This window comes from Streptomyces sp. NPDC001507 (genome assembly GCF_042894765.1).
In the GTDB taxonomy this organism is placed as follows: Bacteria; Actinomycetota; Actinomycetes; order Streptomycetales; family Streptomycetaceae; genus Streptomyces.
In genome coordinates this window covers 737,189-757,146 of the sequence record NZ_JBIAVV010000001.1, presented here as the reverse complement: position 1 = coordinate 757,146, position 19,958 = coordinate 737,189, and the positions used below count along the sequence as shown (strand labels likewise).

Annotated in this window: 19 protein-coding genes; 9 read left to right on the top strand and 10 right to left on the bottom strand. The window is 71.8% G+C overall.

Annotated elements, in window-relative coordinates:
- Positions 1-16: 16 nt before the first annotated feature.
- From ACFY0K_RS03495 to ACFY0K_RS03480, 4 genes are all read right to left on the bottom strand, one after another.
- Positions 17-622, bottom strand: a complete 606-nt coding sequence (locus ACFY0K_RS03495) for a hypothetical protein (RefSeq protein ID WP_390638380.1) — start codon at positions 620-622, stop codon at positions 17-19.
- The gene (locus tag ACFY0K_RS03490; RefSeq protein ID WP_390638379.1) at positions 619-2,325 is read right to left on the bottom strand and encodes a PHP domain-containing protein; all 1,707 of its coding nucleotides are present in this window, start codon (positions 2,323-2,325) and stop codon (positions 619-621) included. The genes ACFY0K_RS03495 and ACFY0K_RS03490 overlap by 4 nt, the downstream gene beginning before the upstream one ends.
- A 269-nt stretch (positions 2,326-2,594) precedes the next feature.
- Positions 2,595-4,781 carry a catalase/peroxidase HPI gene (gene katG / locus ACFY0K_RS03485; RefSeq protein WP_390638378.1) on the bottom strand — a complete coding sequence of 729 codons (2,187 nt, stop codon included), beginning with the start codon at positions 4,779-4,781 and terminating at the stop codon, positions 2,595-2,597.
- Between the two features lie 76 nt (positions 4,782-4,857).
- The gene (locus ACFY0K_RS03480; RefSeq protein ID WP_351714790.1) at positions 4,858-5,295 is read right to left on the bottom strand and encodes a Fur family transcriptional regulator; all 438 of its coding nucleotides are present in this window, start codon (positions 5,293-5,295) and stop codon (positions 4,858-4,860) included.
- 221 nt (positions 5,296-5,516) lie between these two features.
- Here ACFY0K_RS03480 and ACFY0K_RS03475 point away from each other — a divergent pair, with 221 nt between their 5' ends.
- From ACFY0K_RS03475 to ACFY0K_RS03455, 5 genes are all read left to right on the top strand, one after another.
- Positions 5,517-5,891, top strand: coding sequence for a sortase-dependent protein (locus tag ACFY0K_RS03475; protein WP_390638377.1), 375 nt, complete (start codon positions 5,517-5,519; stop codon positions 5,889-5,891).
- Entirely contained in the window at positions 5,888-6,514 is a 627-nt protein-coding gene (locus tag ACFY0K_RS03470; protein WP_390638376.1) for a class F sortase, read from the top strand. The genes ACFY0K_RS03475 and ACFY0K_RS03470 overlap by 4 nt, the downstream gene beginning before the upstream one ends.
- Before the next feature lie 111 nt (positions 6,515-6,625).
- Complete coding sequence (locus tag ACFY0K_RS03465; RefSeq protein ID WP_351960594.1) at positions 6,626-7,117, top strand: RNA polymerase sigma factor; 492 nt, start codon at positions 6,626-6,628, stop codon at positions 7,115-7,117.
- A complete protein-coding gene (locus tag ACFY0K_RS03460) occupies positions 7,101-7,571 on the top strand; it encodes a hypothetical protein (RefSeq protein WP_390638375.1) in 471 nt (156 codons plus the stop codon). Before ACFY0K_RS03465 ends, ACFY0K_RS03460 begins: the two co-directional genes overlap by 17 nt.
- Before the next feature lie 385 nt (positions 7,572-7,956).
- Positions 7,957-9,075 (top strand): acyltransferase family protein, encoded by a 1,119-nt coding sequence (locus ACFY0K_RS03455; RefSeq protein ID WP_390638374.1) that lies wholly within the window; start codon positions 7,957-7,959, stop codon positions 9,073-9,075.
- Between the two features lie 34 nt (positions 9,076-9,109).
- Here ACFY0K_RS03455 and ACFY0K_RS03450 read toward each other — a convergent pair whose 3' ends face one another.
- The gene (locus tag ACFY0K_RS03450) at positions 9,110-11,242 is read right to left on the bottom strand and encodes a discoidin domain-containing protein (RefSeq protein WP_390638373.1); all 2,133 of its coding nucleotides are present in this window, start codon (positions 11,240-11,242) and stop codon (positions 9,110-9,112) included.
- Between the two features lie 156 nt (positions 11,243-11,398).
- Complete coding sequence (locus ACFY0K_RS03445) at positions 11,399-12,100, bottom strand: SDR family oxidoreductase (protein WP_390638372.1); 702 nt, start codon at positions 12,098-12,100, stop codon at positions 11,399-11,401.
- Between the two features lie 285 nt (positions 12,101-12,385).
- On the opposite strand from ACFY0K_RS03445, the gene ACFY0K_RS03440 reads away from it, so the two are divergent.
- Positions 12,386-13,306, top strand: coding sequence for an SGNH/GDSL hydrolase family protein (locus ACFY0K_RS03440; protein ID WP_390638371.1), 921 nt, complete (start codon positions 12,386-12,388; stop codon positions 13,304-13,306).
- Between the two features lie 125 nt (positions 13,307-13,431).
- Here the strand turns inward: ACFY0K_RS03440 and ACFY0K_RS03435 are convergent, their stop codons facing one another.
- Positions 13,432-13,881, bottom strand: coding sequence for an Lrp/AsnC family transcriptional regulator (locus ACFY0K_RS03435; RefSeq protein ID WP_390638370.1), 450 nt, complete (start codon positions 13,879-13,881; stop codon positions 13,432-13,434).
- 123 nt (positions 13,882-14,004) lie between these two features.
- Here ACFY0K_RS03435 and ACFY0K_RS03430 point away from each other — a divergent pair, with 123 nt between their 5' ends.
- Positions 14,005-14,550, top strand: coding sequence for an RBBP9/YdeN family alpha/beta hydrolase (locus tag ACFY0K_RS03430; protein ID WP_390638369.1), 546 nt, complete (start codon positions 14,005-14,007; stop codon positions 14,548-14,550).
- An 80-nt stretch (positions 14,551-14,630) separates the two neighbouring features.
- Positions 14,631-15,122, top strand: a complete 492-nt coding sequence (locus tag ACFY0K_RS03425; protein WP_351960586.1) for a peptidylprolyl isomerase — start codon at positions 14,631-14,633, stop codon at positions 15,120-15,122.
- A 61-nt stretch (positions 15,123-15,183) separates the two neighbouring features.
- On the opposite strand, the gene ACFY0K_RS03420 is transcribed toward ACFY0K_RS03425, so the two are convergent.
- From ACFY0K_RS03420 to ACFY0K_RS03410, 3 genes are all read right to left on the bottom strand, one after another.
- Entirely contained in the window at positions 15,184-16,194 is a 1,011-nt protein-coding gene (locus tag ACFY0K_RS03420; RefSeq protein WP_390638368.1) for an MASE1 domain-containing protein, read from the bottom strand.
- A 78-nt stretch (positions 16,195-16,272) separates the two neighbouring features.
- Complete coding sequence (locus ACFY0K_RS03415) at positions 16,273-17,103, bottom strand: PP2C family protein-serine/threonine phosphatase (RefSeq protein WP_390638367.1); 831 nt, start codon at positions 17,101-17,103, stop codon at positions 16,273-16,275.
- Between the two features lie 147 nt (positions 17,104-17,250).
- Positions 17,251-18,354 (bottom strand): GNAT family N-acetyltransferase, encoded by a 1,104-nt coding sequence (locus ACFY0K_RS03410; protein ID WP_390638366.1) that lies wholly within the window; start codon positions 18,352-18,354, stop codon positions 17,251-17,253.
- Positions 18,355-18,842: 488 nt separating this feature from the next.
- On the opposite strand from ACFY0K_RS03410, the gene ACFY0K_RS03405 reads away from it, so the two are divergent.
- Positions 18,843-19,934, top strand: a complete 1,092-nt coding sequence (locus ACFY0K_RS03405; protein ID WP_390638365.1) for a sugar ABC transporter substrate-binding protein — start codon at positions 18,843-18,845, stop codon at positions 19,932-19,934.
- The last annotated feature ends 24 nt before the right edge of the window (positions 19,935-19,958 follow it).

Genomic DNA, 19,958 nt, shown 5'->3' with positions numbered 1-19,958 from the left:
AGGGGTTACCCTCGCGTCAGGAATGGTCCGCACAGCAGGGGGTGGGGTTGGGGACCTCGAAGGGGGCCAGCAGGCCGCCCGCCGCCGGGACCAGGGCGAGGGTGAGGACACCGTCGCGCCACTCGGGGCGCACGTGATCCTGCGTCATGACCTCCGTGGTGGGCGGGAGTTCGGCGTCCGGTGCGCCGAGCACGACCAGGCGCTCGACGGCGGTGCGGTCGAGCAGGTCCGCGACGGTGACGGTGCCGGTCAGGTGCGCCACGCCCGGGTAGGCCACGGCCCGGCCGGAGGCGGGGGGTGCGGCGGCGGCCCGCCGGGCGGTCTCCACCGCGTCGCCGGGGCCGTGGGTGCGGCCGGCCAGGGCGAGGCCGGTACCCGCCGGGAGCGAGGTGAGGAGTTCCCGCCACACGTCGTCCACGGCCGCGTGCGGGACGGTCAGCGAGACCGCCGTCCCCCGGCGTTCATCGGTGCGGAACAAGTGGGTGCAGGCGAACACATCGTCCGTGAGCGCCAGTTGGTCCAGCAGCCGGTGGATCAGGTGGTCGGCCTCGCGCAGGGTCGCCGTACCGGCGTCCACCCCGATGACGGAGCGGACGCCGGACGCGTGGTGCGGGGAGGTCATGCGGGCAGGACCCACATCGGGTTGGAGTAGAACCACAGGTCCTTCCACGGGTCGGCGTCGCCGAGGACGTCGATGGCCGGGCCGGCCGGGTCCACGGCGGCTCCGTTGAAGCCGACCGCGGAGCGGTTGCCGTCCGTGCCGCGCAGCCGGACGTAGACCGGCTTGTCGAGGCGGCCGAGGGAGTACGTCAGTTTGACCGAGCCGGTCGCCCTGTTGACCTCGAAGGACTTCACGACCTTGGTGGACGGCGTGGCGAAGGTGTCCTTGTCGCTCACCGTGCCGGTGACATCGCCCTGGATGACGTCGACACGGGCCAGCGAGGGCACGAACTGGGCCCAGTTGGGGCCGCCCGCGAGGCTGATCTCGATGACCAGGTCCACCTTGCCGCCCTTGCGGACGTGCAGCACGCCGCCGAGGGTCACCGCCTGCGAGCCGGAGCGCAGTTGGGCGTCGAGGCCGCTGATCAGGCCGCCGTGGTCCACCCAGACCCGCCCCGCGCGGATGCCGTCCATGACCGACTTGTAGGAGAAGGACGAGGCGCCGACGTGGGTGCGGGAGTACTGGCCGGGCCAGAAGTCGGTGTCGGTGAGGCTGATGCCGGTGCCGTAGACCGGGTCGTTGTACCGGCCGTTGGCGTTGAAGTCGCCGTTCGGGCCGCGCACCGCGGTGTCGGCGTAGACGTTGTGGGAGTCGGAGTTGGCGGTGATCCACCAGGGCTTGCCCTCGGCGAGCAGGCTGTCCCACAGACCGCCGACGGTGGCGGTCATCCAGTCGAAGCCGCCCCAGGTGCGGTAGCTCTCCAGCGGGTAGCCGGCGAAGGAGTCGGCGCTCGGGCTGTTGTCGTAGATGCCGCGGGCCGAGCCGGGACCGTTGGGCTTGGGCAGGCCGCCCGCCTGGTGGCCGGGGGCGCCCTCGAAACCGACCGCGATCGACGGCTGGGCGTCGCGCCAGGCGCGGATCTCGTGCGGCGAGTCGATGCCCTTGCGCGCCGGGTGGTTGGCGAGGAACAGCGCGTCCCTGACGTTGCGGCGCTGCACCTGCTCGGCGAGGAAGTTGAGGCCGGAGATGGCCAGCGCCTCGTTGGCGGGGGAGCTGCTGGACGCGCCCTTCACCGAGCCGTCGAAGGAGTTCTCGAACTCCTTGAGGACGGCGACCTCGTTCTTGCCCGGGTGGACGAAGACCGTGCCGTGCTCGGCGGCCGGGATGTTCCACTCCAGGCCCTGGAAGACCAGCGTGTCCTCGATCTGGTCACGGGCGGCGACGATGTCCGGGTTGACCTTCTCGACACCGATCTTGGCGTGCGTCTCGCTGCCGTGGTCGGTGATGACCATCCAGTCCAGGCCGTGCGCGTTGGCCTGGCGGACGTGGTCGATGACCCGGTACTTGGCGTCGGAGCTGTACTGGGTGTGGATGTGGTGGTCGCCGGCCAGCCACAGGTAGCCGCCGGAGCGGCCGCTGCGGGAGTGGGCGGAGGAGACCGAGGCGGCGGCCTGGCCCGCGCCGGCGAGGACGCTGCCCGCCGCGAGACCGGCGCCGAGCAGGCCGGTGCGGCGCAGCATCGAGCGGCGGGAGAGCTGACCGGGTGTCAGCTCCGCTTCGGGGACCGACAGATCGAGGGCGGGCGGCAGCGACGAGGCGGCGTCGCCGTCCCCGTGGTGGTGATGGTGGTGGTGACCGTGGTCGTGGCTGTGACCGTGGCTCATGTTCGGAACTCCCGCGGGCGACCGGTACGGGGGGTGACTCAGGACGTGCAGAGTCTGCGAAGGTCGCGTGAACAACGGGAGTCGAGGTCATGGTGGGGTAAAGAACGACTCATGTGCAGCGCGCTACGCGCTTGTCCCGGTGGGGAGTTGACCAAGCAGCCGTAAAGACGGCGATGCCCGGGCCGGCTCACGGGGAGCCGGCCCGGGCATCGGGCCCCGGTCGGTCAGACCACGGTCGGTGAGACCACGGTCGGTCAGACCACGGTCGGTCAGACCAGGTCGAACCGGTCCGCGTTCGCGACCTTCGTCCAGGCGGCGACGAAGTCCTTCACGAACTTCTCCTTGGCGTCGTCGCTCGCGTAGACCTCGGCGACGGCGCGCAGCTCGGAGTTGGAGCCGAAGACCAGGTCGGCACGGGTGCCGGTCCACTTGACCGCGCCGCCCGCGTCGCGGCCCTCGAAGGTGGACTGGTCCTCGGAGGTGGACTTCCAGGTCGTGCCCATGTCGAGCAGGTTGACGAAGAAGTCGTTGGTCAGCACGCCCGGCGTCTCGGTGAGCACACCGTGCTTCGAGCCGCCCTGGTTGGCGCCGAGGACGCGCAGGCCGCCGACGAGGACGGTCAGCTCGGGGGCGCTCAGGCCGAGCAGGTTGGCGCGGTCGAGGAGCAGGTACTCGGCCGGCAGGCGGTTGCCCTTGCCGAGGTAGTTGCGGAAGCCGTCCGAGGTCGGCTCCAGGGCCGCGAAGGACTCGGCGTCCGTGTGCTCGTCGGTCGCGTCGACCCGGCCCGGGGTGAAGGGCACCTCGATGTCGACGCCGCCGTCCTTGGCGGCCTTCTCCACCGCGGCGGCACCGCCGAGGACGATCAGGTCGGCCAGGGAGACCTTCTTGGCGCCGGTGTTGAAGTCGCGCTGGACGCCCTCCAGGACGCGCAGGACCTGGGCGAGCTCGTCCGGGTCGTTGACCTCCCAGCCGCGCTGCGGCTCCAGCCGGATGCGGGCGCCGTTGGCGCCGCCGCGCTTGTCGCTGCCCCGGAACGTCGAGGCCGACGCCCACGCGGCCTTGACCAGCTGCGAGACCGTCAGGCCCGAGTCGAGGAGCTTGGCCTTCAGGGCCGTGACGTCGGCGGCGTCGATGGCCTCGCCCTCGGCCTGCGGCAGCGGGTCCTGCCAGATCAGCGTCTCCGCCGGGACCTCCGGGCCGAGGTACAGGGACTTCGGGCCCATGTCACGGTGGGTCAGCTTGAACCAGGCGCGGGCGAAGGCGTCCGCGAACTGGTCGGGGTTCTCGTGGAAGCGGCGCGCGATCGGCTCGTAGATCGGGTCGAAGCGCAGCGACAGGTCGGTGGTGAGCATCGTCGGGAGCTTCTTCTTCGACGCGTCGTGCGCATCCGGGATGATCGCCTCGGCGTCCTTGGCCACCCACTGGTGGGCGCCGGCGGGGCTCTGGGTCAGCTCCCACTCGTAGCCGAAGAGGATGCCGAAGAAGTCGTTGCTCCACTGGGTCGGCTTGGTGGTCCAGGTGACCTCCAGACCGCTGGTGATGGCGTCGCCGCCCTTGCCGGTGCCGTAGGTGCTCTTCCAGCCGAGGCCCTGCTGCTCGATCGGCGCGCCCTCGGGCTCGGCGCCCACGTTCTCGGCGGGTCCTGCGCCGTGGGTCTTGCCGAAGGTGTGGCCGCCGGCGATGAGGGCGACGGTCTCCTCGTCGTTCATCGCCATCCGGCGGAAGGTCTCGCGGATGTCGCGGGCCGCGGCGATCGGGTCCGGGTTGCCGTTGGGGCCCTCCGGGTTGACGTAGATGAGGCCCATCTGGACGGCGCCGAGCGGGCTCTCCAGGTCGCGGTCACCGGTGTAGCGCTGGTCGTCGAGCCAGACCTTCTCGGGACCCCAGTAGACGTCGTCCTCCGGCTCCCAGACGTCCTCGCGGCCGCCGCCGAAGCCGAAGGTCTTGAAGCCCATCGACTCCAGGGCCACGTTGCCGGTGAGGATCATGAGGTCGGCCCAGGAGATGGCCTGGCCGTACTTCTTCTTGACCGGCCACAGCAGACGGCGCGCCTTGTCCAGGTTGCCGTTGTCCGGCCAGCTGTTGAGCGGGGCGAAGCGCTGCTGGCCGGCGCCGGCGCCGCCGCGGCCGTCGGAGATGCGGTAGGTGCCCGCGCTGTGCCAGGCCATGCGGATCATCAGCGGGCCGTAGTTGCCGAAGTCGGCCGGCCACCAGTCCTGGGATGTGGTGAGCACCTCCGCGATGTCACGTTTCACGGCCGCGAGGTCGAGGTTCTGGAACGCCTCGGCGTAGTCGAAACCCTCGTCGAGGGGGTTCGAGACGGTGGGGTTCTTGGCAAGGATCTTCAGGTTGAGCCCCTCGGGCCACCACTGGCGGTTGCCGCCGCCCTGGGTGGGGTGCGGTGCGCGGTCGTGCGCGACCGGGCACTTGCCCGCGTTCTCCTGGGCCTCAGACATGGGGGAAATCCTTCCGGAAGGGGCGGATCGACTTACTCAGGAACTATTGGACGTACTCAGGAACAGCTGGACGTACTCAGGAACTGCTGACGGTGGAACAGGCGGGGCACAGGCCCCAGTAGATGACCTCGGCCTCGTCGATCGCGAAGCCGTGGTCGTCCGAAGCGGTCAGGCACGGGGCGTCGCCGACCGCACAGTCGACGTCGGCTACGGCGCCGCACGACCGGCACAGGACGTGGTGGTGGTTGTCGCCGACACGCCCCTCGAAGCGGGCCGGGCTGCCGGCCGGTTCGATGCGGCGTATGAGTCTGGCCGTGGTGAGCGCGTGCAGCGCGTCGTACACGGCTTGAAGCGATATGTGGCCCACCCGCTCGCGGACGCCCGAGGCGATCGCCTCGACGTCCAGGTGGTCGCCGTGGCGGACGGTCTCCAGCAGCGCGACGCGGGCGGCCGTCACCCGCAGGCCGGCACCGCGCAGCTCATCGGCGGTCGTCGGGGGCTGGGAGGCGGTCATGGCGCCAACCTATCGCCATAAACACGAGTGATTCAAGAAAACAAACCACTCAAGTCTGGTGGCGAACCGGCCAACGCCCGTGTCACCCGTCATCCGCCGCGCCACCCGCCGCCCGGCTTTGCCATCTCTTTACAACCCGCCCCGGCGCCGCGTCGTCTCTCCGCTCGATCCGTAACTCAGCCCGCCCCGACCACGGCGGGCCGACGAAAGAGAGCGTCCTCATGCGCCGAACCGTCCTGAGCGCCACGGCACTCGCCTGCACCGCCGTGCTGGCGGGCACCGTGCCCGCGTTCGCCGACAGCGCCACCCCGAGCCCGGTGGCCACCGTGGCACCCTCCGCCGCGGCCTCCGCCGAGCCGTCCGCCGTCCCGTCCGAGGCGCCGTCCGCCGCGCCCACCCGCGCCTCGACCCCCGCGCCGACGCGGGACTCGCGCCAGGTCGCGGCGGTGCCGCAGGGCGCGCCCGACACCGGGGTGACGGAGCCGTCATCGGGCTCCGGCTCCGAGAACGCGCTGATCGGCGGTGGCGCGGCGGCCGTGCTCGCCGCGGGCGCGACGGTCTTCGCCGTCCGGCGCCGCCGGGCGACCGGGGCATGACCCCCCTCTCCAGGCGCACCGTGGTCACCGCCGCGGCGGCCTCGCTGCTCGCGGGCTGCGCGGACCGGACACCGGACCGGACGGCCCCGGCCGCCCGCCCCCGTCCGGCATCCTCGCCGCCCCCGGCCACGACCACGGCCGCCTCCGGCACGCCGTCCGCACTGGGCCGGTCCACGCCGGTCCGGCTGCGCATCCCGGCGATCGGGGTCGACACCCCGCTGCTGCGCCTCGGCCTCGCCGCCGACGGCACGGTGCAGGTGCCGCCGGTCACCGCGCACGACCGGGCGGGCTGGTACCGCTACTCCCCCACCCCGGGGCAGACCGGGCCGTCGGTGATCCTCGGCCATGTCACGGTCGGCGCCTACGGGGACGGGGTGTTCCGCCGGCTCGCGGAGCTGCGCAGGGGCGAGCAGGCCGTGGCGCGCCTGGAGAACGGCAGGTCGGCGGTGTTCACCGTCGACAGGGTGCGTACGGTCGCCAAGGCCGCGTTCCCGACCGAGGACGTGTACGGGGACGTGGACCGTCCGGAGCTGCGGCTGATCACCTGCGGCGGTCCGCGCGGCGGCGACGGCTACCTCGACAACGTGATCGTCTTCGCCACGCTGACCGGCACCGCACGCTGACCCGCCGGAACGGATGCGGGACCGGTGGAACGCCCGCCGCCGGTCCCGCATCCTCCCGGACGAGCCGGGCGAGCCGGACGAGCTGCCCTCCCCCCACAAACCTGGAGAACGTTGAAACGGTCCCGTGACACGGCGGCCTCCGAGCTGTTCGCCGCCCTGTACCCGCGCCTGGCCGGCTGGTGCCGCCGTCTGGTCGACGACGACGAGACGGCGCACGAGATCGCCTCGGAGGCCTTCACCCGCCTGTGGGCCCGGTGGGCGAAGGTGGAGGAGCCGCGCGGCTTCCTCTACGTCACCGCGGCCAACCTGGTCCGGGACCACTGGCGCAAGCTGGAGCGCGAGCGCCGTGCGGTGCGCCGGGCCGGTACGGAGGCCGCGATCCGCCCGCACGCCGAACCGGCGGATCCCTCGGTACGCCTGCTGGTGCAGTCGCTGCCCGAGCGGCTGCGGGTGCCGATCCTGCTGCACTACTACGCTGACATGCCGATCCGGGAGGTGTCCGAGCTGACCGGGCGCAAGGAGGGAACCGTCAAGGCCGATCTGCACGCGGCCCGAGAACTGCTCCGCGGTCATCTGAGGAGAAGCCTTGACCACACGCTTTGACGACGAGCCCGAGTTCGACGGCCCCGACGACCCCTTGGCGGTCATCCTGCGGCCGCCTGCCGCGCACCTCGGTCCGCCGCCGGGCCGCTACGAGGAGATCCGGCGCGCCGCGAGCCGCCGCCGCCTGGTCCGTACGGCGGCCGGAGCCGGGGTGACCTGTGCCGTCGCCGTGTGCGTCGCCCTGTCGCTGCACCTGACGGCCCCCGCGGCGCCCGTCTCCCCGCAGGTGCCCCTGGCACCGCCGGCCGCCACCCCCACCGCACCGCACCGCTCGTCGGGATCACCGACGCCGGTCACACCCAGCCCGCGTCCCAGTGTCGCGCCGACGCAACGGGCGACCACACAGGCTCCCGCCCGGGGTGCGTCGGCCACTCCGTCCACCGCCCCGTCCGCGGTCCGGGACGTACCGTCCGAGTACCGGCCGAGCGCCCTCGCCACGACGGCCACGCGCTGAGCGCTGAGCGCCGCGCGGGAAAGGCCGCGTCACCTTGTCGGCCGACTGCGGCGCCGTCGTGGCCGGTCGCGCAGTTCCTCCCCCAGCCTTCCGCCGGGGGCACCTCCAGCGCCCCTTGCGGGGCGCTGCCGAGCCTCGCCGTCAATGCGGCGGCGGCCGGTGTCATCCGTCCGTGAGCGCGGCTTCCGGCGTGGCGTCGCTTCCCAAAGGCGCGGGTCAAGGCGCCACTCCGGCGGGTGCGGGGCGCGGTGGGGGCGACGGCCCGGATGGCCGAGGATGCGCCTCGGCGTTGGTGTGATGTTTCGTACGAGGCCGGAATGAAAGGCGTGGAACGGGCAACGCTCCGTTTCATGCTCCACGCGCGAACCCTCCGGCAGGTGACTCGATGACGACGGCGACCCAGGCCCCTCCGACCGCTCCCGCCGCCGCGCCCACCGCCCGCACCCTGCCGTCCACCCCCGCCCCCTCGCTGCCCTCCCTGACCGGGCTGAGATGGATGGCCGCGCTGCTGGTCTTCGGGCTGCACGTGCACAACTTCCGCTATTTCGGCGGCACGGGCGGTCGCATCGTGTCCTGGGGGTTCGAGGCCGGCGCCTCGGGGGTGTCGTTCTTCTTCATCCTGTCCGGTTTCGTCCTGATGTGGTCGGCGCGGCCCGGTGACCGGGCGACGCGCTTCTGGTGGCGGCGGGTCGCCCGGATCTACCCGGTGCACCTGGTCACCGTCGCTCTCGCGCTGGTCATGGTGTGCACGCTGCCCCGCCAGCCGAGGCCGACCCTGCTGCAGGGCCTGGCGGACGTGTTCCTGGTGCACTCCTGGTGGCGGCCGTGGTGGCAGACACTGGACCCGGTCAGCTGGTCGCTGGCCTGCGAGGCCTTCTTCTACGCCGCGTTCCCGCTGCTGGCGCTGCTGCTGCGCCGCCTGGGCGGGCGGGGCGCCACGGCGCTGGCCGCGCTGGCCGTGCTGGCCGTGCTGGCGCTCGCCTGGACGGACGCGCACCACTGGTGGGCGCAGCCGATCAGTTCCTTCCCGGCCGCCCGGCTGCCCGAGTTCGTGCTGGGCGCGGCCACCGCGCGGCTCGTGCTGCTCGGCCGGTGGCGCGGCCCGGGCCTGGAGGCCTCGCTGGCGCTGGCGATCATCGGCTACTTCCTGGTCCCGCAGGTCACCGACGAGTACGCGGCCACCGCGTGCACCCTCACGGGCTTCGCGCTGCTCATCCCGGCGGCGGCCGTCGCGGACCTGCACGGGCTGCCCTCGCTGTGGCGGCGCCGGTGGCTGGTCCGCCTCGGCGAGCTGTCGTTCGCGTTCTACATGGTCCATCTCCTCGTGCTGCGGGCGGGCACCCACCTGCTCGGCACCCGCCCGCGTTTCCACCTGTTCACCGGTACCGTCGTCGCCGTCGCCGCGTTCACCGTCGCGCTGGGCCTGTCCTGGCTCCTCTACGAGGGCGTGGAACGGCCCGCGCGACGGCTGCTGCTGCGACCGGCACGGCGACGGACCGCCTAGCCGGGCCCGGGCAGGCCCGGCCTGGCCTGCCCGGCTACGGGAACTGGACCACCTTGGACGGGGTCGTGCTGGTCCCCGAGGTCGGCGATCCGGTGGTGTTGACGACGTGGGCGTACTGCCCCATGCCGCCGAGGGAGATCACCAGCAGGTCGTGCATCTTGATCCCCGAACCGGTCGGCACCTGGAAGCCGTTGGACTGGACGATCGACGGATCGGCCGTGTAGTTGCAGTAGCTGCCCAGGCCCCACGCCTCGTGGGTGGTCACGGTGTCGGCGACCTTGTAGGCCGCGTAGCCGACGACACCGTCGTGGGTGATGGCGGCGGCGTTCGGGGCGTCGTACGCCTTCTCGTTCTGGAAGAAGATCGTGCGGCCGCGTTCGCCGTTCCAGTAGACGTCGTACTTGTTGAAGTGCTCGACGAACAGGCCGGTGGCCAGGACGTCGTTGCCGTTGACTCTGAGGCCGTAGTCGGCGCGGTTGGTGTCCCAGCCGACGCCGCTGCCGTGGTCGGCGCGCCAGAGCCAGGTGTGGTCGATGATCACGTTGTTGCTGTTGACGACCACGGAGTTGGTGGCGAGGCCGGGTCCGGCGCCGCCGATGCGGACGAACACGTCCTGCATGGAGGTGGGGTTGGCGGAGTGGTCGGCGGTGGAGCCGGGGTCGCCGATCCGCAGCAGGGTGTCGGAGTTGACGGTGCCCGCGTCGATGAGGAACCCGGCGAGCTTGACGCCGTCGACGTCGGCGACGTGCATGGCGTCGACGCCGTTGTCCGGGACCAGGGTGGCGAGGCCGAGGCCGAGGACCACGGTGTTGGCGCGGGTGACGTTGATGGTCTGGTTCAGGTGGTAGATGCCCGGGGTGAAGAGGAGGTTGAGGCCCTGGGCGAGGGCCTGGTTGATGGTGGCGGCGGTGGCGCCGGGCTTGACGACGTAGAACTGGTCCAGCGGGATGGAGGTGCCCGCGTTGGCCGGCCAGGAGACGCCCCGCGCGTTGGTGCGCTTGGCCGGGACGAAGACCTTGTAGGCGCTGCCGTCCAGGTAGAGGAACGGCTTCTCGCGCGAGACCGGGGTGTTGTCCAGCGTGGTGTAGGAGCCGGTGGCGAAGTCGGTCGCGGGTGCACCCTGGACGCCGGAGAAGGTCATGTTCCAGACGCCGTTGGTCCAGCCGCCGACCGAGCTGTCGCGGGTGTACCACTGCTGCTGGGAGTACGGGCCGACCGTGCCGTCGATCTTCGAGTCGGCGATGTAGCCGCCGGAGGCCCAGCCGTAGCCGTTCGGGGCGAGGTTGAGACCGCCCTTGACATGGATGCGGCGGAAGGGGGCCGCCTGAGCCACGGCCCACCGGTCGGTGCCGTTCGACGGCGTGATGGCGAAGTTCTCCGCGGAACGCCAGAAGTTCTGGGTGGCGTTGCCGTTGAACCAGCCGGCGTCGACCGTGACGTCACCGTTGATCTGGGTGTCGTCGGGGTTGAGGCCCAGCCCGGAGATCCCCGTGTAGAAGCCGATCTGGGCGTTGAGGCCGTTGTAGGTGCCCGGCTTGAGCAGGAACTGGTAGCGGCCGGTGCCGAACTGGGCCGACTCCTGCTGGGCGAAGACGGAGTCGAACTTGGCCTGGAGGTTCGGCGTGGACGGGTCGACGACGATCACGTTGGGGCCGAGGTCGCCGCCGCCCTGGACCGGGGGCGTGCCGGTGGTGGTGCCGAAGACCTGGAACTCCCAGAGCGAGTAGCCCCACTGGGTGGCGCGGTGCACGCCCAGCATCCGGACGTAGCGGCCCTGCCCGGAGACGGTGAGGGTGTCGGTGCCGCCGTCGCCTCCGGTCACGGACTGCAGGTCGGTCCAGTTGCTGCCGTCCGCGGAGATCTGGACCTTGTAGTCCTTGCCATAGGCGGTCTCCCAGTTGAGGACCACCTGGTTCACCTGGGCGGTGGCACCGAGGTCGACCTGCAGCCACTGGTCGTCCGTGAAGCCGGACGACCAGCGGGTGCCGGTGTTGCCGTCCACCGCGTTCCCGGCGGCGGTCCCGGCGTTCTCCTCCGAGGAGGCGGTAGCCGCCTTGCCCTGCGACAACAGGGTGTCGGCGGCCTGGGCCACCGGGGCATGAACGGCGGGAAGGGCGAGCAGTGCTGCCAGGGCGGCGAGCACTACACCCAAGGATCTCAGTCTCATCAGCGGCTCCCTGAGGTGGGCACGGGGTGCACGCAACCGGCGCACCCCGCTGCTTAGTTCAGGATTTGATTTAAGTGGTGAGGCAACCAGCCGACAACCCTTGCGACGGCGGAATTTTCAACGACCGGTCCCCAACCCTCCACCGCTGGGCCCTCTTTACCGGCCGAGCTGCCGGTACAGGTCGGCAGGGTCGCCCGACAGTCCGGCCTTGACCGAGCGGGTGAGTTCGTCGCCGAGCACCTCCCAGGCGTCCGACTCGATCCCGTCGAGGGCGGCCGCGGCGATGTCCTCGGGCTTCGCCTTGGCCCCCTCGACGTGGGCCGCCATGTCGGTGTCGACGTAGCCCATGTGCAGGCCGGTCACGCCGATGCCGCGCGGCTGGAGCGCCAGGCGCAGGCTGTTGGTCTGCGACCACAGGGCCGCCTTGGAGGCGCCGTAGGCGCCGCCCTCGGCGATCCAGGACAGGACCGAGTGCACGTTCAGGATGTGGCCGCCGCCGTTGCGCTCGATGACCGGGACGAAGGCGCGGGCGAGCAGCAGCGGGCCGTAGAAGTTGGTCTCGAACTCCCGGCGGATGTCGTCCAGCGAGGAGGTCAGGAACCGGGTCCCGCTGGCGACGCCGGCGTTGTTGATCAGAACGGTGACGTCCTGCGCCTGCTCGGCGGCCGCCGCCACGGAGGCGGGGTCGGTCACCTCCAGGGCCAGCGCCACGGCGTCGGGGTGGGTGACGGTGCGCGGGTCGCGGGCGGTCGCGTAGACCTTGCCGGCGCCGCGCGCGTACAGCTCTTCCACCAGCGCCTTTCCGACGCCTCGGCTGCCACCGGTGACGAGGACGACGGAGTCCTTGATAGCGGTCATGACACTCACGCTCCAGACGTGTGCACAGATGGGAAACCGATCGGTTTCCCTCGGTTCCCGGCCATCGTAAACCGATCGGTTTCCATCTTCAATCGCAGAGGGCGCCACCGGGCCGCCGCCCGGACCGGATGCCCTTACGGGCAGGGCGGGTTACTCGATCCAGTTCCTTGCGTCCGACCTCTGGCTACGGACTCCTACCGGGCGGTATACAGACCCCCGACACACGCGTGCGGGCCGCCCGTCGGGACCGGCTCCGTGCGCGTCCTGGTTCCAGGGGGGATCTCCATGGCGTACGGCATCCCGTCCGACGGTCCGGCAAGACGGCACCGGCGGAGGGCCACCGTGGCGGCGGCGCTGGGCGGCTGCGCCCTGGTGGCCGCGTCCACGACTCCGGCCGCGGCGCACGGCGGCGACCACGGTCCCGGCCACGACCGCGGCACCGCCTACGTGGCGCTCGGCGACTCCTACACCTCGGGACCGGTCATCCCGGCGCAGGTCGACGCGAACTGCGCCCGCTCCGACCACAACTACCCCTCGCTGGTGGCGGCGGCCCGGCACGTGAGCGCCTTCAAGGACGTGAGCTGTGCCGGCGCGACCACCGCCGAGATGTGGAAGGCGCAGGGCACCAACGGCCCCCAGCTCGACGCCGTACAGCGCAGCACCGACCTGGTGACCGTCCAGATCGGCGGCAACGACATCGGATTCAGCTCGATCATCGGCACCTGCGCGGCCCTCAGCTCCAAGGACCTGACCGGCGACCCCTGCCAGCAGTACTACAACTCCTCCGGATACGACCAGCTGGTGCTCGCCATCGCGCAGACCGCACCCAAGGTCGACAAGGTGCTGCGGGCGATCCGCGCGCGGGCCCCGCACGCCCGGATCCTGGTCGTCGGCTACCCCGACCTGCTGCCCGACGACGGCAGCGGCTGCTACCCGACGGTGCCCTTCGCGGCCAAGGACTTCCCCTACCTCCGCGACACCGGCGAGCGGCTGAACCTCATGCTCCGGCTGGTGGCCACCTGGAACGGTGCACGGTACGTGGACACGTACGGCCCGACCGTCGGCCACGACATGTGCAAGGCGCCCGCCGACCGCTGGATCGAGCCCCTCCAGCCGGCCTCGCCGGCGGCCCCGGCCCACCCCAATGCGAAGGGGGAGGCGGCGATGGCCCAGGCGGTGCTCCAGCGGCTGGAGCGGCGTCACTGAGCGCTTCGGCGGGAGTGCCGGTGTGCGCCCTCTGGCGACTGCGGCGCCGTCGTGGCTGGTCGCGCAGTTCCTCTCCCAGCCTTCGACCGGGGGTACCCCCACCGGCCCCTACGGGGCGCCGCTGGTCACGGGGCGCTGTTCGTCGGCAGTGGCTTGGGCGGATAGGTGCGCAGTACCAGGGACGTGGTGACCGGGCCGTGGCGGGCCAGGGAGTCCACGATCTCCTCCAGGCGTTCGGCGTGGGTGCAGTGCACGTCGAAGAGCAGGCAGTCCTCACCGGTCACCCGGAGTGTCGAGACGACCTCCGGGATCCGGGCGGCGCGGGCGAGCGCCTGCGGGAGCTGTGCGTGCGTGGTGCGCAGCCGGACCACCGCGTGGATGTTGAGCCCGAGCGCGGCAGGGGTGACGACGGCCCGGTAGCCGGTGATGACACCGCTCTTCTCCAGCCGCTGGATCCGGGCTCCCGCCGCCGGCTGGGAGAGCCCGACCCGCCGGCCGACCTCGGCCCCGGTGAGCCGGCCCTCGGTCTGGAGCAGCTCCAGGATGGCCCGGTCGATGTCGTCGAGTGATTCCATCGTCGTCGTCCCCGCTTTCCTCTGGATCACTTGCCGGGCCGCCCCGCTGCCGTTGGTCCGTCCAGAATCGCCCGCAGGACGAACCCGGCAAGCACCGGGTCACGACGGAAAGGGCGGTCGGCCGTGGTCGCGTACGTCATCATCCCCGGGATCGACGGGTCGGACGACAGGCACTGGCAGAGCCGGTGGGAGCGGGCGTGGGGCGACGCCGCGGTGCGGATAGCCCCGCGCTCGTGGACGCGGCCCGAGCTGCGGGACTGGGTCGGCGCCGTGCAGGCCGCCCACGACGCCGCTGCGGCACGGGGCGGCCGGGTGGTGCTGGTGGCGCACAGCCTCGGCTGCTGGGCGGCCGCCGAGTGGCTGGCGCGGGCGCGGCCCGGGCGGGTCCCGGCGTTCCTGGCCGCGCCGCCCGATCCCCGGGGACCGGCGTTCCCGGCCGCGGCCGCGCCGACCTTCCTGGAGCTGACCGCCCGTCCGCTGAGCGGCCCGGCCCTGGTGGTGGCGAGCGACGACGACCCGTACGGCGATGCCACGGCCTCGGCCGCGCTGGCCGCGGGCTGGGGTGCGCGCAGGCACTCCGCGGGGGCGCACGGGCACCTCAACTCCGCGAGCGGGCTCGGTGACTGGCCGGCCGGCCGGGAGCTCCTGGACTCTCTGGTGGGCCCCTGACCGGCCCCGGCACCCCGACACCCCGGGCCGTGCGGCCCCACAGGAGGGACCGGGGAGCGGTTCGCGATAGGTTGACCTGCATGAGCGACAACGTTTATTTCGACATCTCGATCAACAACGAGCCGGCCGGCCGGATCGTGTTCAGCCTGTTCGACAAGGTGGTGCCCGAGACGGCCCGCAACTTCCGTGAGCTCGCCACCGGGCAGCACGGTTTCGGGTACGCCGGTTCCGGCTTCCACCGGATCATCCCCCAGTTCATGCTCCAGGGCGGTGACTTCACCCGCGGTGACGGCACCGGCGGCAAGAGCATCTTCGGCGAGAAGTTCAAGGACGAGAACTTCGACCTCAAGCACGACCGTCCGTACCTGCTGAGCATGGCCAACGCGGGCCCGAACACCAACGGCTCGCAGTTCTTCGTCACCACCGTCGTGACGTCCTGGCTGGACGGCAAGCACGTGGTCTTCGGCGAGGTCGTCGAGGGCCAGGACATCGTCGACAAGATCGAGAGCTACGGCTCCCAGAGCGGCACCCCCAAGGCCAAGGTCGAGATCACGGCGAGCGGCACCGTCTGATCCCGGACCGGCGTCCTTCCCCGGGGGACCGGGCGATCCGCCCGGTCCCCCGTGCCGTCGCTCACCGCGCGCCGCGCTCGCGCCGCTGTTCCGCCTGCGCCGGGGCCCGCCCCGCCGGGGAGCCGTGCGCGGTGAGGTGTTCCAGAACCTCGGCCAGTTCCTTGCAGGCCTCCTCGACGGAGCGCCGGGTGTGGTGCTGCTCGGTGATGACGGCCGACAGCAGCAGTGCGGTCAGGGCCAGCGAGCCGTTGAACAGCTGCAGCTTCAGCATCACCTGCACCGGGGAGAGCCGGGCGAACGCGCCGACGCCGTCCCTCGCGGCGATCGCCGCCATGACCGACGCGAACAGCGCGCACAACATGGCCCCCGGCAGCCGGAACCGCAGCGCGGCCCAGATCACCACGGGGTAGACGAGGAACAGCGCGCTCATGGTGCTGTGCGTGGCCGCCGTGACCAGGACGACCGTGACGACCGCGAGGGCCAGTGCCTCCTTCCAGCGGGCCGCGGACGGTGGCCGTCGGGCTTCCCACAGCACCAGCAGGACCGGGGTGACGAGCAGTACGCCCATCGCGTCGCCCACCCACCACGCCAGCCAGGTCGACCAGAAGTGGGGCGCGGCGAGCTTGCCGGCCAGGAGCAGCGAGACCACGCCGACGGTCGAGCTGATCAGCATGGCGGCGAGTGCCCCGAGGAACACCAGGGCGACGCCGTCCCGCAGCCGGCCCAGGTCGGTACGGAACCCGACCCGGCGCAGCAGCACGCAGGCGCAGACCGGCCCCGCCGTGTTGCCGACCATGATGCCCACGACGTCGGGCCCGGGCGGGCCGAGCGACAGCACGAGGAAGAAGGCGCCGAGCGAGATGCCCGGCCAGCAGCCCAGGCCGAAGACCAGCAGACAGGCCAGCGCCACGCCGGTCGACGGATAGACGGGGGTGAAGACGGCACTCTGGGCGGTGAGCCGGCACAGCAGGCCGAGCCGCGCCGCCGCGAAGTAGCAGGCGGCGACGGCCAGCGTCCGGAGGGCGAAGGCGGCCGGCCGGCGCAGCTCCTGGTAACCCACCACACCAGCCATCACACACCGAGGCGGCCGTCTCGGCGAGGCGGGAGCCGTCCGCGGCCGGCCCGGCGCAGGCGCGCCGGTGCCCGGAGGCTACGGCGTGCCGTCGTCCGGGTCGTCGTGGCCCATGACCAGCACGGCCGCGTCGTCCTCGTGGCCCACCCGCTCCGCGCCCTTGATCACGGCGGCGGCCAGGGACTGCGCCTCGAGGCCGGCGACGGCGGCGATGCCCGCGAGCCGCACCACCTGGTCGAGCCCCTCCTCGATGGGCATCGACGGCCCCTCCACCACCCCGTCCGTGAGCAGCACGACCATACCTCCGGTGGTGAGCCGGTGGCGGGCCACGGGGTACTCGGTGCCCGGTTCGATGCCCAGCGGCGGGCCGCCCTCGTCCTCCCCGAGGCCGGACTTTCCGTCGGCGGTCGCCCACACGAACGGGACGTGGCCGGCCCGGGCGCTCTCCAGCACCCCGGTCTCCGGATCTAGCCGCATGAAGGTACAGGTCGCGAAGAGGTCGCTGCCCAGGGACACCAGGAGGTCGTTGGTGCGGGCGAGCAGCTCGCCGGGCCCGCCGGTCACCGTGGCGAGCGCCCGCAGGGCCGCCCGGACCTGGCCCATGAACGCGGCCGCCTCGATGTTGTGCCCCTGGACGTCGCCGATGGACAGGCCGATGTGGCCGTCGGGCAGGGTGAAGGCGTCGTACCAGTCGCCGCCCACGTTGAGCCCGAAGCAGGCGGGCGCGTACCGGACGGCCAGGTGGAAGCGGGGGGTGTCGGGCAGGTCCCGGGGCAGCATGCCGCGCTGGAGGGCGACGGCCAGCTCGACCTGAGAGCGCTGGTACTCGGCCCGCTCGCGTGCCTGGGCGGTGAGCGACCTCAGTCTGGCCAGCAGCTCGTCGTCGTCCGTTGCGCGCTTGCGGGGCATGGATCTCTCCGGCCGGGGATTCATCCCTACCAGGGCAAACCCGTAGGTTTTCACCTTTACAGGATCATAGTGCGAACGGCGGGCGAGCGGACGCCGGCGGCGACGACGGCCTGGCACGGCCGCCCCGCCGCCGCCGGGCGGCTCGGTTCACCCCTCGCGCATGCCGTCCGGGCGGCGGGACGCGCGCAGCGTGCCGACCCTCTTGAGCAGCCGGTCCGCCGGGTCGCGCAGCCGGGGATGGGCGAGGACGGTGTTGCGCAGCCCGCGGACCGGCCGGCGCCACAGGCGGTGCGCCGCGGCCACCGGATGGGCGCGGGTGGCGAAGCCCTCGCCCACCCGCAGTTCGCGGGTCTTGAGCCAGTCCTTGTACTCCTTGTCGCCCCGCCCGAGGTCGACGAGGGTGACACCGCCACGGGCCGCCGCCTCGGCGGTGCGCAGATGCATCATCAGCCCCGGTGAGTAGTAGTGCAGTTCGGGGTCGTAGGCGGTGAACCAGGCGGCGAGTACGGTGGCCGAGCGCGGGCCGAAGTGCGCGGCCACCGGCCGGTCGCCGGCGTAGAGCACGGACAGCATCCCGGTGAAGTGTTCCTCGCGGACGTGGAAGAGGTGGTCCACCAGGTCGACGATCCAGGGGCGGGCGAAGCGGTCCATGCGGCCGGTCCGCCGGTACTGGGCGGACTTCCAGCGCATCAGGGTGCGCAGGGCCGCGGGGTCGCGTTCGTCGGGCTCGAAGCGCAGGTCGCCGATGTCGCGGCCGAGGCGCCGTTCCTTCTTCAGCGTGGTCTTCGCCAGGCCCGGGTAGGTGGCGCGCAGCCACTCGGGGTAACCGCCGTCGCCGGGCTTCACGTCGATCACCGGCGAGGCGAAGGTGCCGGTCACATGAGGGGCGAAAGGCCCCTGCTCGGCGACCAGGTGGTCGAACTCGAAGATGGACATCCCGCAGGCGCTCAGCAGTTCCTGGGTGTCCCAGCCGATGCCGGGCCGGTGCACCAGCGCCTGGCAGTCGGAGAGGCCTAGACCGACGGCCCGGCCGACGCCGAGGGCGTTGCGCTCGTACGGGAGGAAGCCGACGGGTTCGCCGCCCTCGCGCAGGACCGCCACCCGTACACCGGCCCGGTGTCTGCCGACGCCGATCGTGAACTCCGGGGCCAGAAAGGGGTTGGCGTACTCCGGCGACTCGTCCATCGCGTGGTGCCAGGCCCGGCGGAGCGGCTCGGTCAGCTCGCCGGGTCTGTGGATCGTGATGTCCACCTCAGATCAACCGCCCCTCGGCCGACGAGGTGTGTGAAGCATGACTGCACTGGCCTCTGGATCGCACGGGCGACCGCTCCCCCCATAACGCGCATTCAGCGTTCTGCCGCTTCTACGAACAGCTCCTGTTCCCCGCTGTACACCTTCGGTCCGGGACCGGCGACGGGGTCGCCGGTCCGGAGGTGTCGCTCAAACGTCGCGAAACAGTACGCACGCTGTCAAGAGTGCCACTGCCGGGGCAGGTTGGGAGTGGGTGACTCGGACTTTCCCGGCCCTTTCCGTCGGGTCGCCGCCGGATCGCCGATACCTACGGCCGAGCCGCGCGGCAAGTGTTTCCTATAGGATTCTCGCCCCCCTCCTTTACGCAAGATCCATCAAATGTCCAATCACCCCAGATGGAACGGTTCTTGCCACAGGACTTGACGCAGGCACCCCCCTGCCTCACGATCACCGCATCGATTTCCTATCTGATCTCGCAGGGGTGGGCGATGCAGTTCCCGACCAGATCCGTGCTGTCCGGGGCTCTCGCAGCGACACTGCTCGCTGCCGGGACCGCGGCCTGCACCTACCGCAACGCACCCGCCCCGGCCGCCGGGCAGGCCTCGGCGGCCGGACGCACCGGCGACGGCGCCGACCTGGCCGACGGGTCGGGGACCAGGGTGGCCCTCGTGCCCGGCGGCGCGCACCCGTACTTCCAGCCGTGGAAGACGGCGGGGGCCGCCGCGAAGAAGACCTACGGACTCGGCGACGTCACCTTCGACGAGACGGCGGAGTGGGACCAGCAGAAGCAGAACAACCTGCTGTCCACGCTGGCGGCCCGCGGCTACAACGCCTTCGGGGTGTTCGGGGTCTCCCCCACCGACATCAACACGACCTTCGCCGACCTCAGGTCGCAGGGCTTCCCGGTGGCGTCCCTCGGCTCCTGTCCGGCCGGCGACAAGGACGAGGCCGACTTCTGCCTCTCCACGGATGTGGGACTCGCCGCCTACAAGGCCGCGAAGGCCGCCATCACGGCCATGGGCGGCACGGGCACGCTGGTCCATCTGACCGGCAACAACGTGGACGCCAACACCCAGTTGCGGATCAAGGGCGTGGCCCGTGCCGTCAAGGAGTCCGGCGGCAGGGTGAAGCTCCTGCAGACCGTCACCGACATCGACACGGACCTGCAGACCGCGCAGAAGGCGGTGTCCGACCTCATGGCGGCCAAGGGCGGCCAGATCACGGGCATCGTCGCCACCGCCTACAACCCGGCCGTCGCCGCCGCCGACGCCGTGCGGTCGTCCGGCTCGAAGGCCAAGGTCATCGCCATCGACGACGACGCCAAGATCCTCAGCGGCATCCGGCAGGGCACGGTCACGGCGACCGTGGTGCAGAACCCCACCGGCCAGGCCGAGATCGGCACCTGGGCGCTCGCGCTGCTCCAGACCAAACAGTGCACCGTGCGCGACCCCGGCGTGAAGGTCGACTCGGGTTCGTTCGTCGTCACCAAGGCGAACGTCGCCGACTACGACGAGGCACGGCAGCAGAAGACCCGGCAGCTGAAGACGGCGTTCGCCGACAAGTACCTCTCGTGCGGCTGACCGCCTCGAAGGACCCCGAAGAGC

Excerpts from the sequence above, each read along its gene's own strand:
- ACFY0K_RS03495 (WP_390638380.1), bottom strand. The coding sequence starts at position 622 with ATGACCTCCCCGCACCACGCGTCCGGCGTCCGCTCCGTCATCGGGGTG.
- ACFY0K_RS03490 (WP_390638379.1), bottom strand. The coding sequence starts at position 2,325 with ATGAGCCACGGTCACAGCCACGACCACGGTCACCACCACCATCACCAC.
- katG (WP_390638378.1), bottom strand. The coding sequence starts at position 4,781 with ATGTCTGAGGCCCAGGAGAACGCGGGCAAGTGCCCGGTCGCGCACGAC.
- ACFY0K_RS03480 (WP_351714790.1), bottom strand. The coding sequence starts at position 5,295 with ATGACCGCCTCCCAGCCCCCGACGACCGCCGATGAGCTGCGCGGTGCC.
- ACFY0K_RS03475 (WP_390638377.1), top strand. The coding sequence starts at position 5,517 with ATGCGCCGAACCGTCCTGAGCGCCACGGCACTCGCCTGCACCGCCGTG.
- ACFY0K_RS03470 (WP_390638376.1), top strand. The coding sequence starts at position 5,888 with ATGACCCCCCTCTCCAGGCGCACCGTGGTCACCGCCGCGGCGGCCTCG.
- ACFY0K_RS03455 (WP_390638374.1), top strand. The coding sequence starts at position 7,957 with ATGACGACGGCGACCCAGGCCCCTCCGACCGCTCCCGCCGCCGCGCCC.
- ACFY0K_RS03450 (WP_390638373.1), bottom strand. The coding sequence starts at position 11,242 with ATGAGACTGAGATCCTTGGGTGTAGTGCTCGCCGCCCTGGCAGCACTG.
- ACFY0K_RS03445 (WP_390638372.1), bottom strand. The coding sequence starts at position 12,100 with ATGACCGCTATCAAGGACTCCGTCGTCCTCGTCACCGGTGGCAGCCGA.
- ACFY0K_RS03440 (WP_390638371.1), top strand. The coding sequence starts at position 12,386 with ATGGCGTACGGCATCCCGTCCGACGGTCCGGCAAGACGGCACCGGCGG.
- ACFY0K_RS03435 (WP_390638370.1), bottom strand. The coding sequence starts at position 13,881 with ATGGAATCACTCGACGACATCGACCGGGCCATCCTGGAGCTGCTCCAG.
- ACFY0K_RS03425 (WP_351960586.1), top strand. The coding sequence starts at position 14,631 with ATGAGCGACAACGTTTATTTCGACATCTCGATCAACAACGAGCCGGCC.
- ACFY0K_RS03420 (WP_390638368.1), bottom strand. The coding sequence starts at position 16,194 with ATGGCTGGTGTGGTGGGTTACCAGGAGCTGCGCCGGCCGGCCGCCTTC.
- ACFY0K_RS03415 (WP_390638367.1), bottom strand. The coding sequence starts at position 17,103 with ATGCCCCGCAAGCGCGCAACGGACGACGACGAGCTGCTGGCCAGACTG.
- ACFY0K_RS03405 (WP_390638365.1), top strand. The coding sequence starts at position 18,843 with ATGCAGTTCCCGACCAGATCCGTGCTGTCCGGGGCTCTCGCAGCGACA.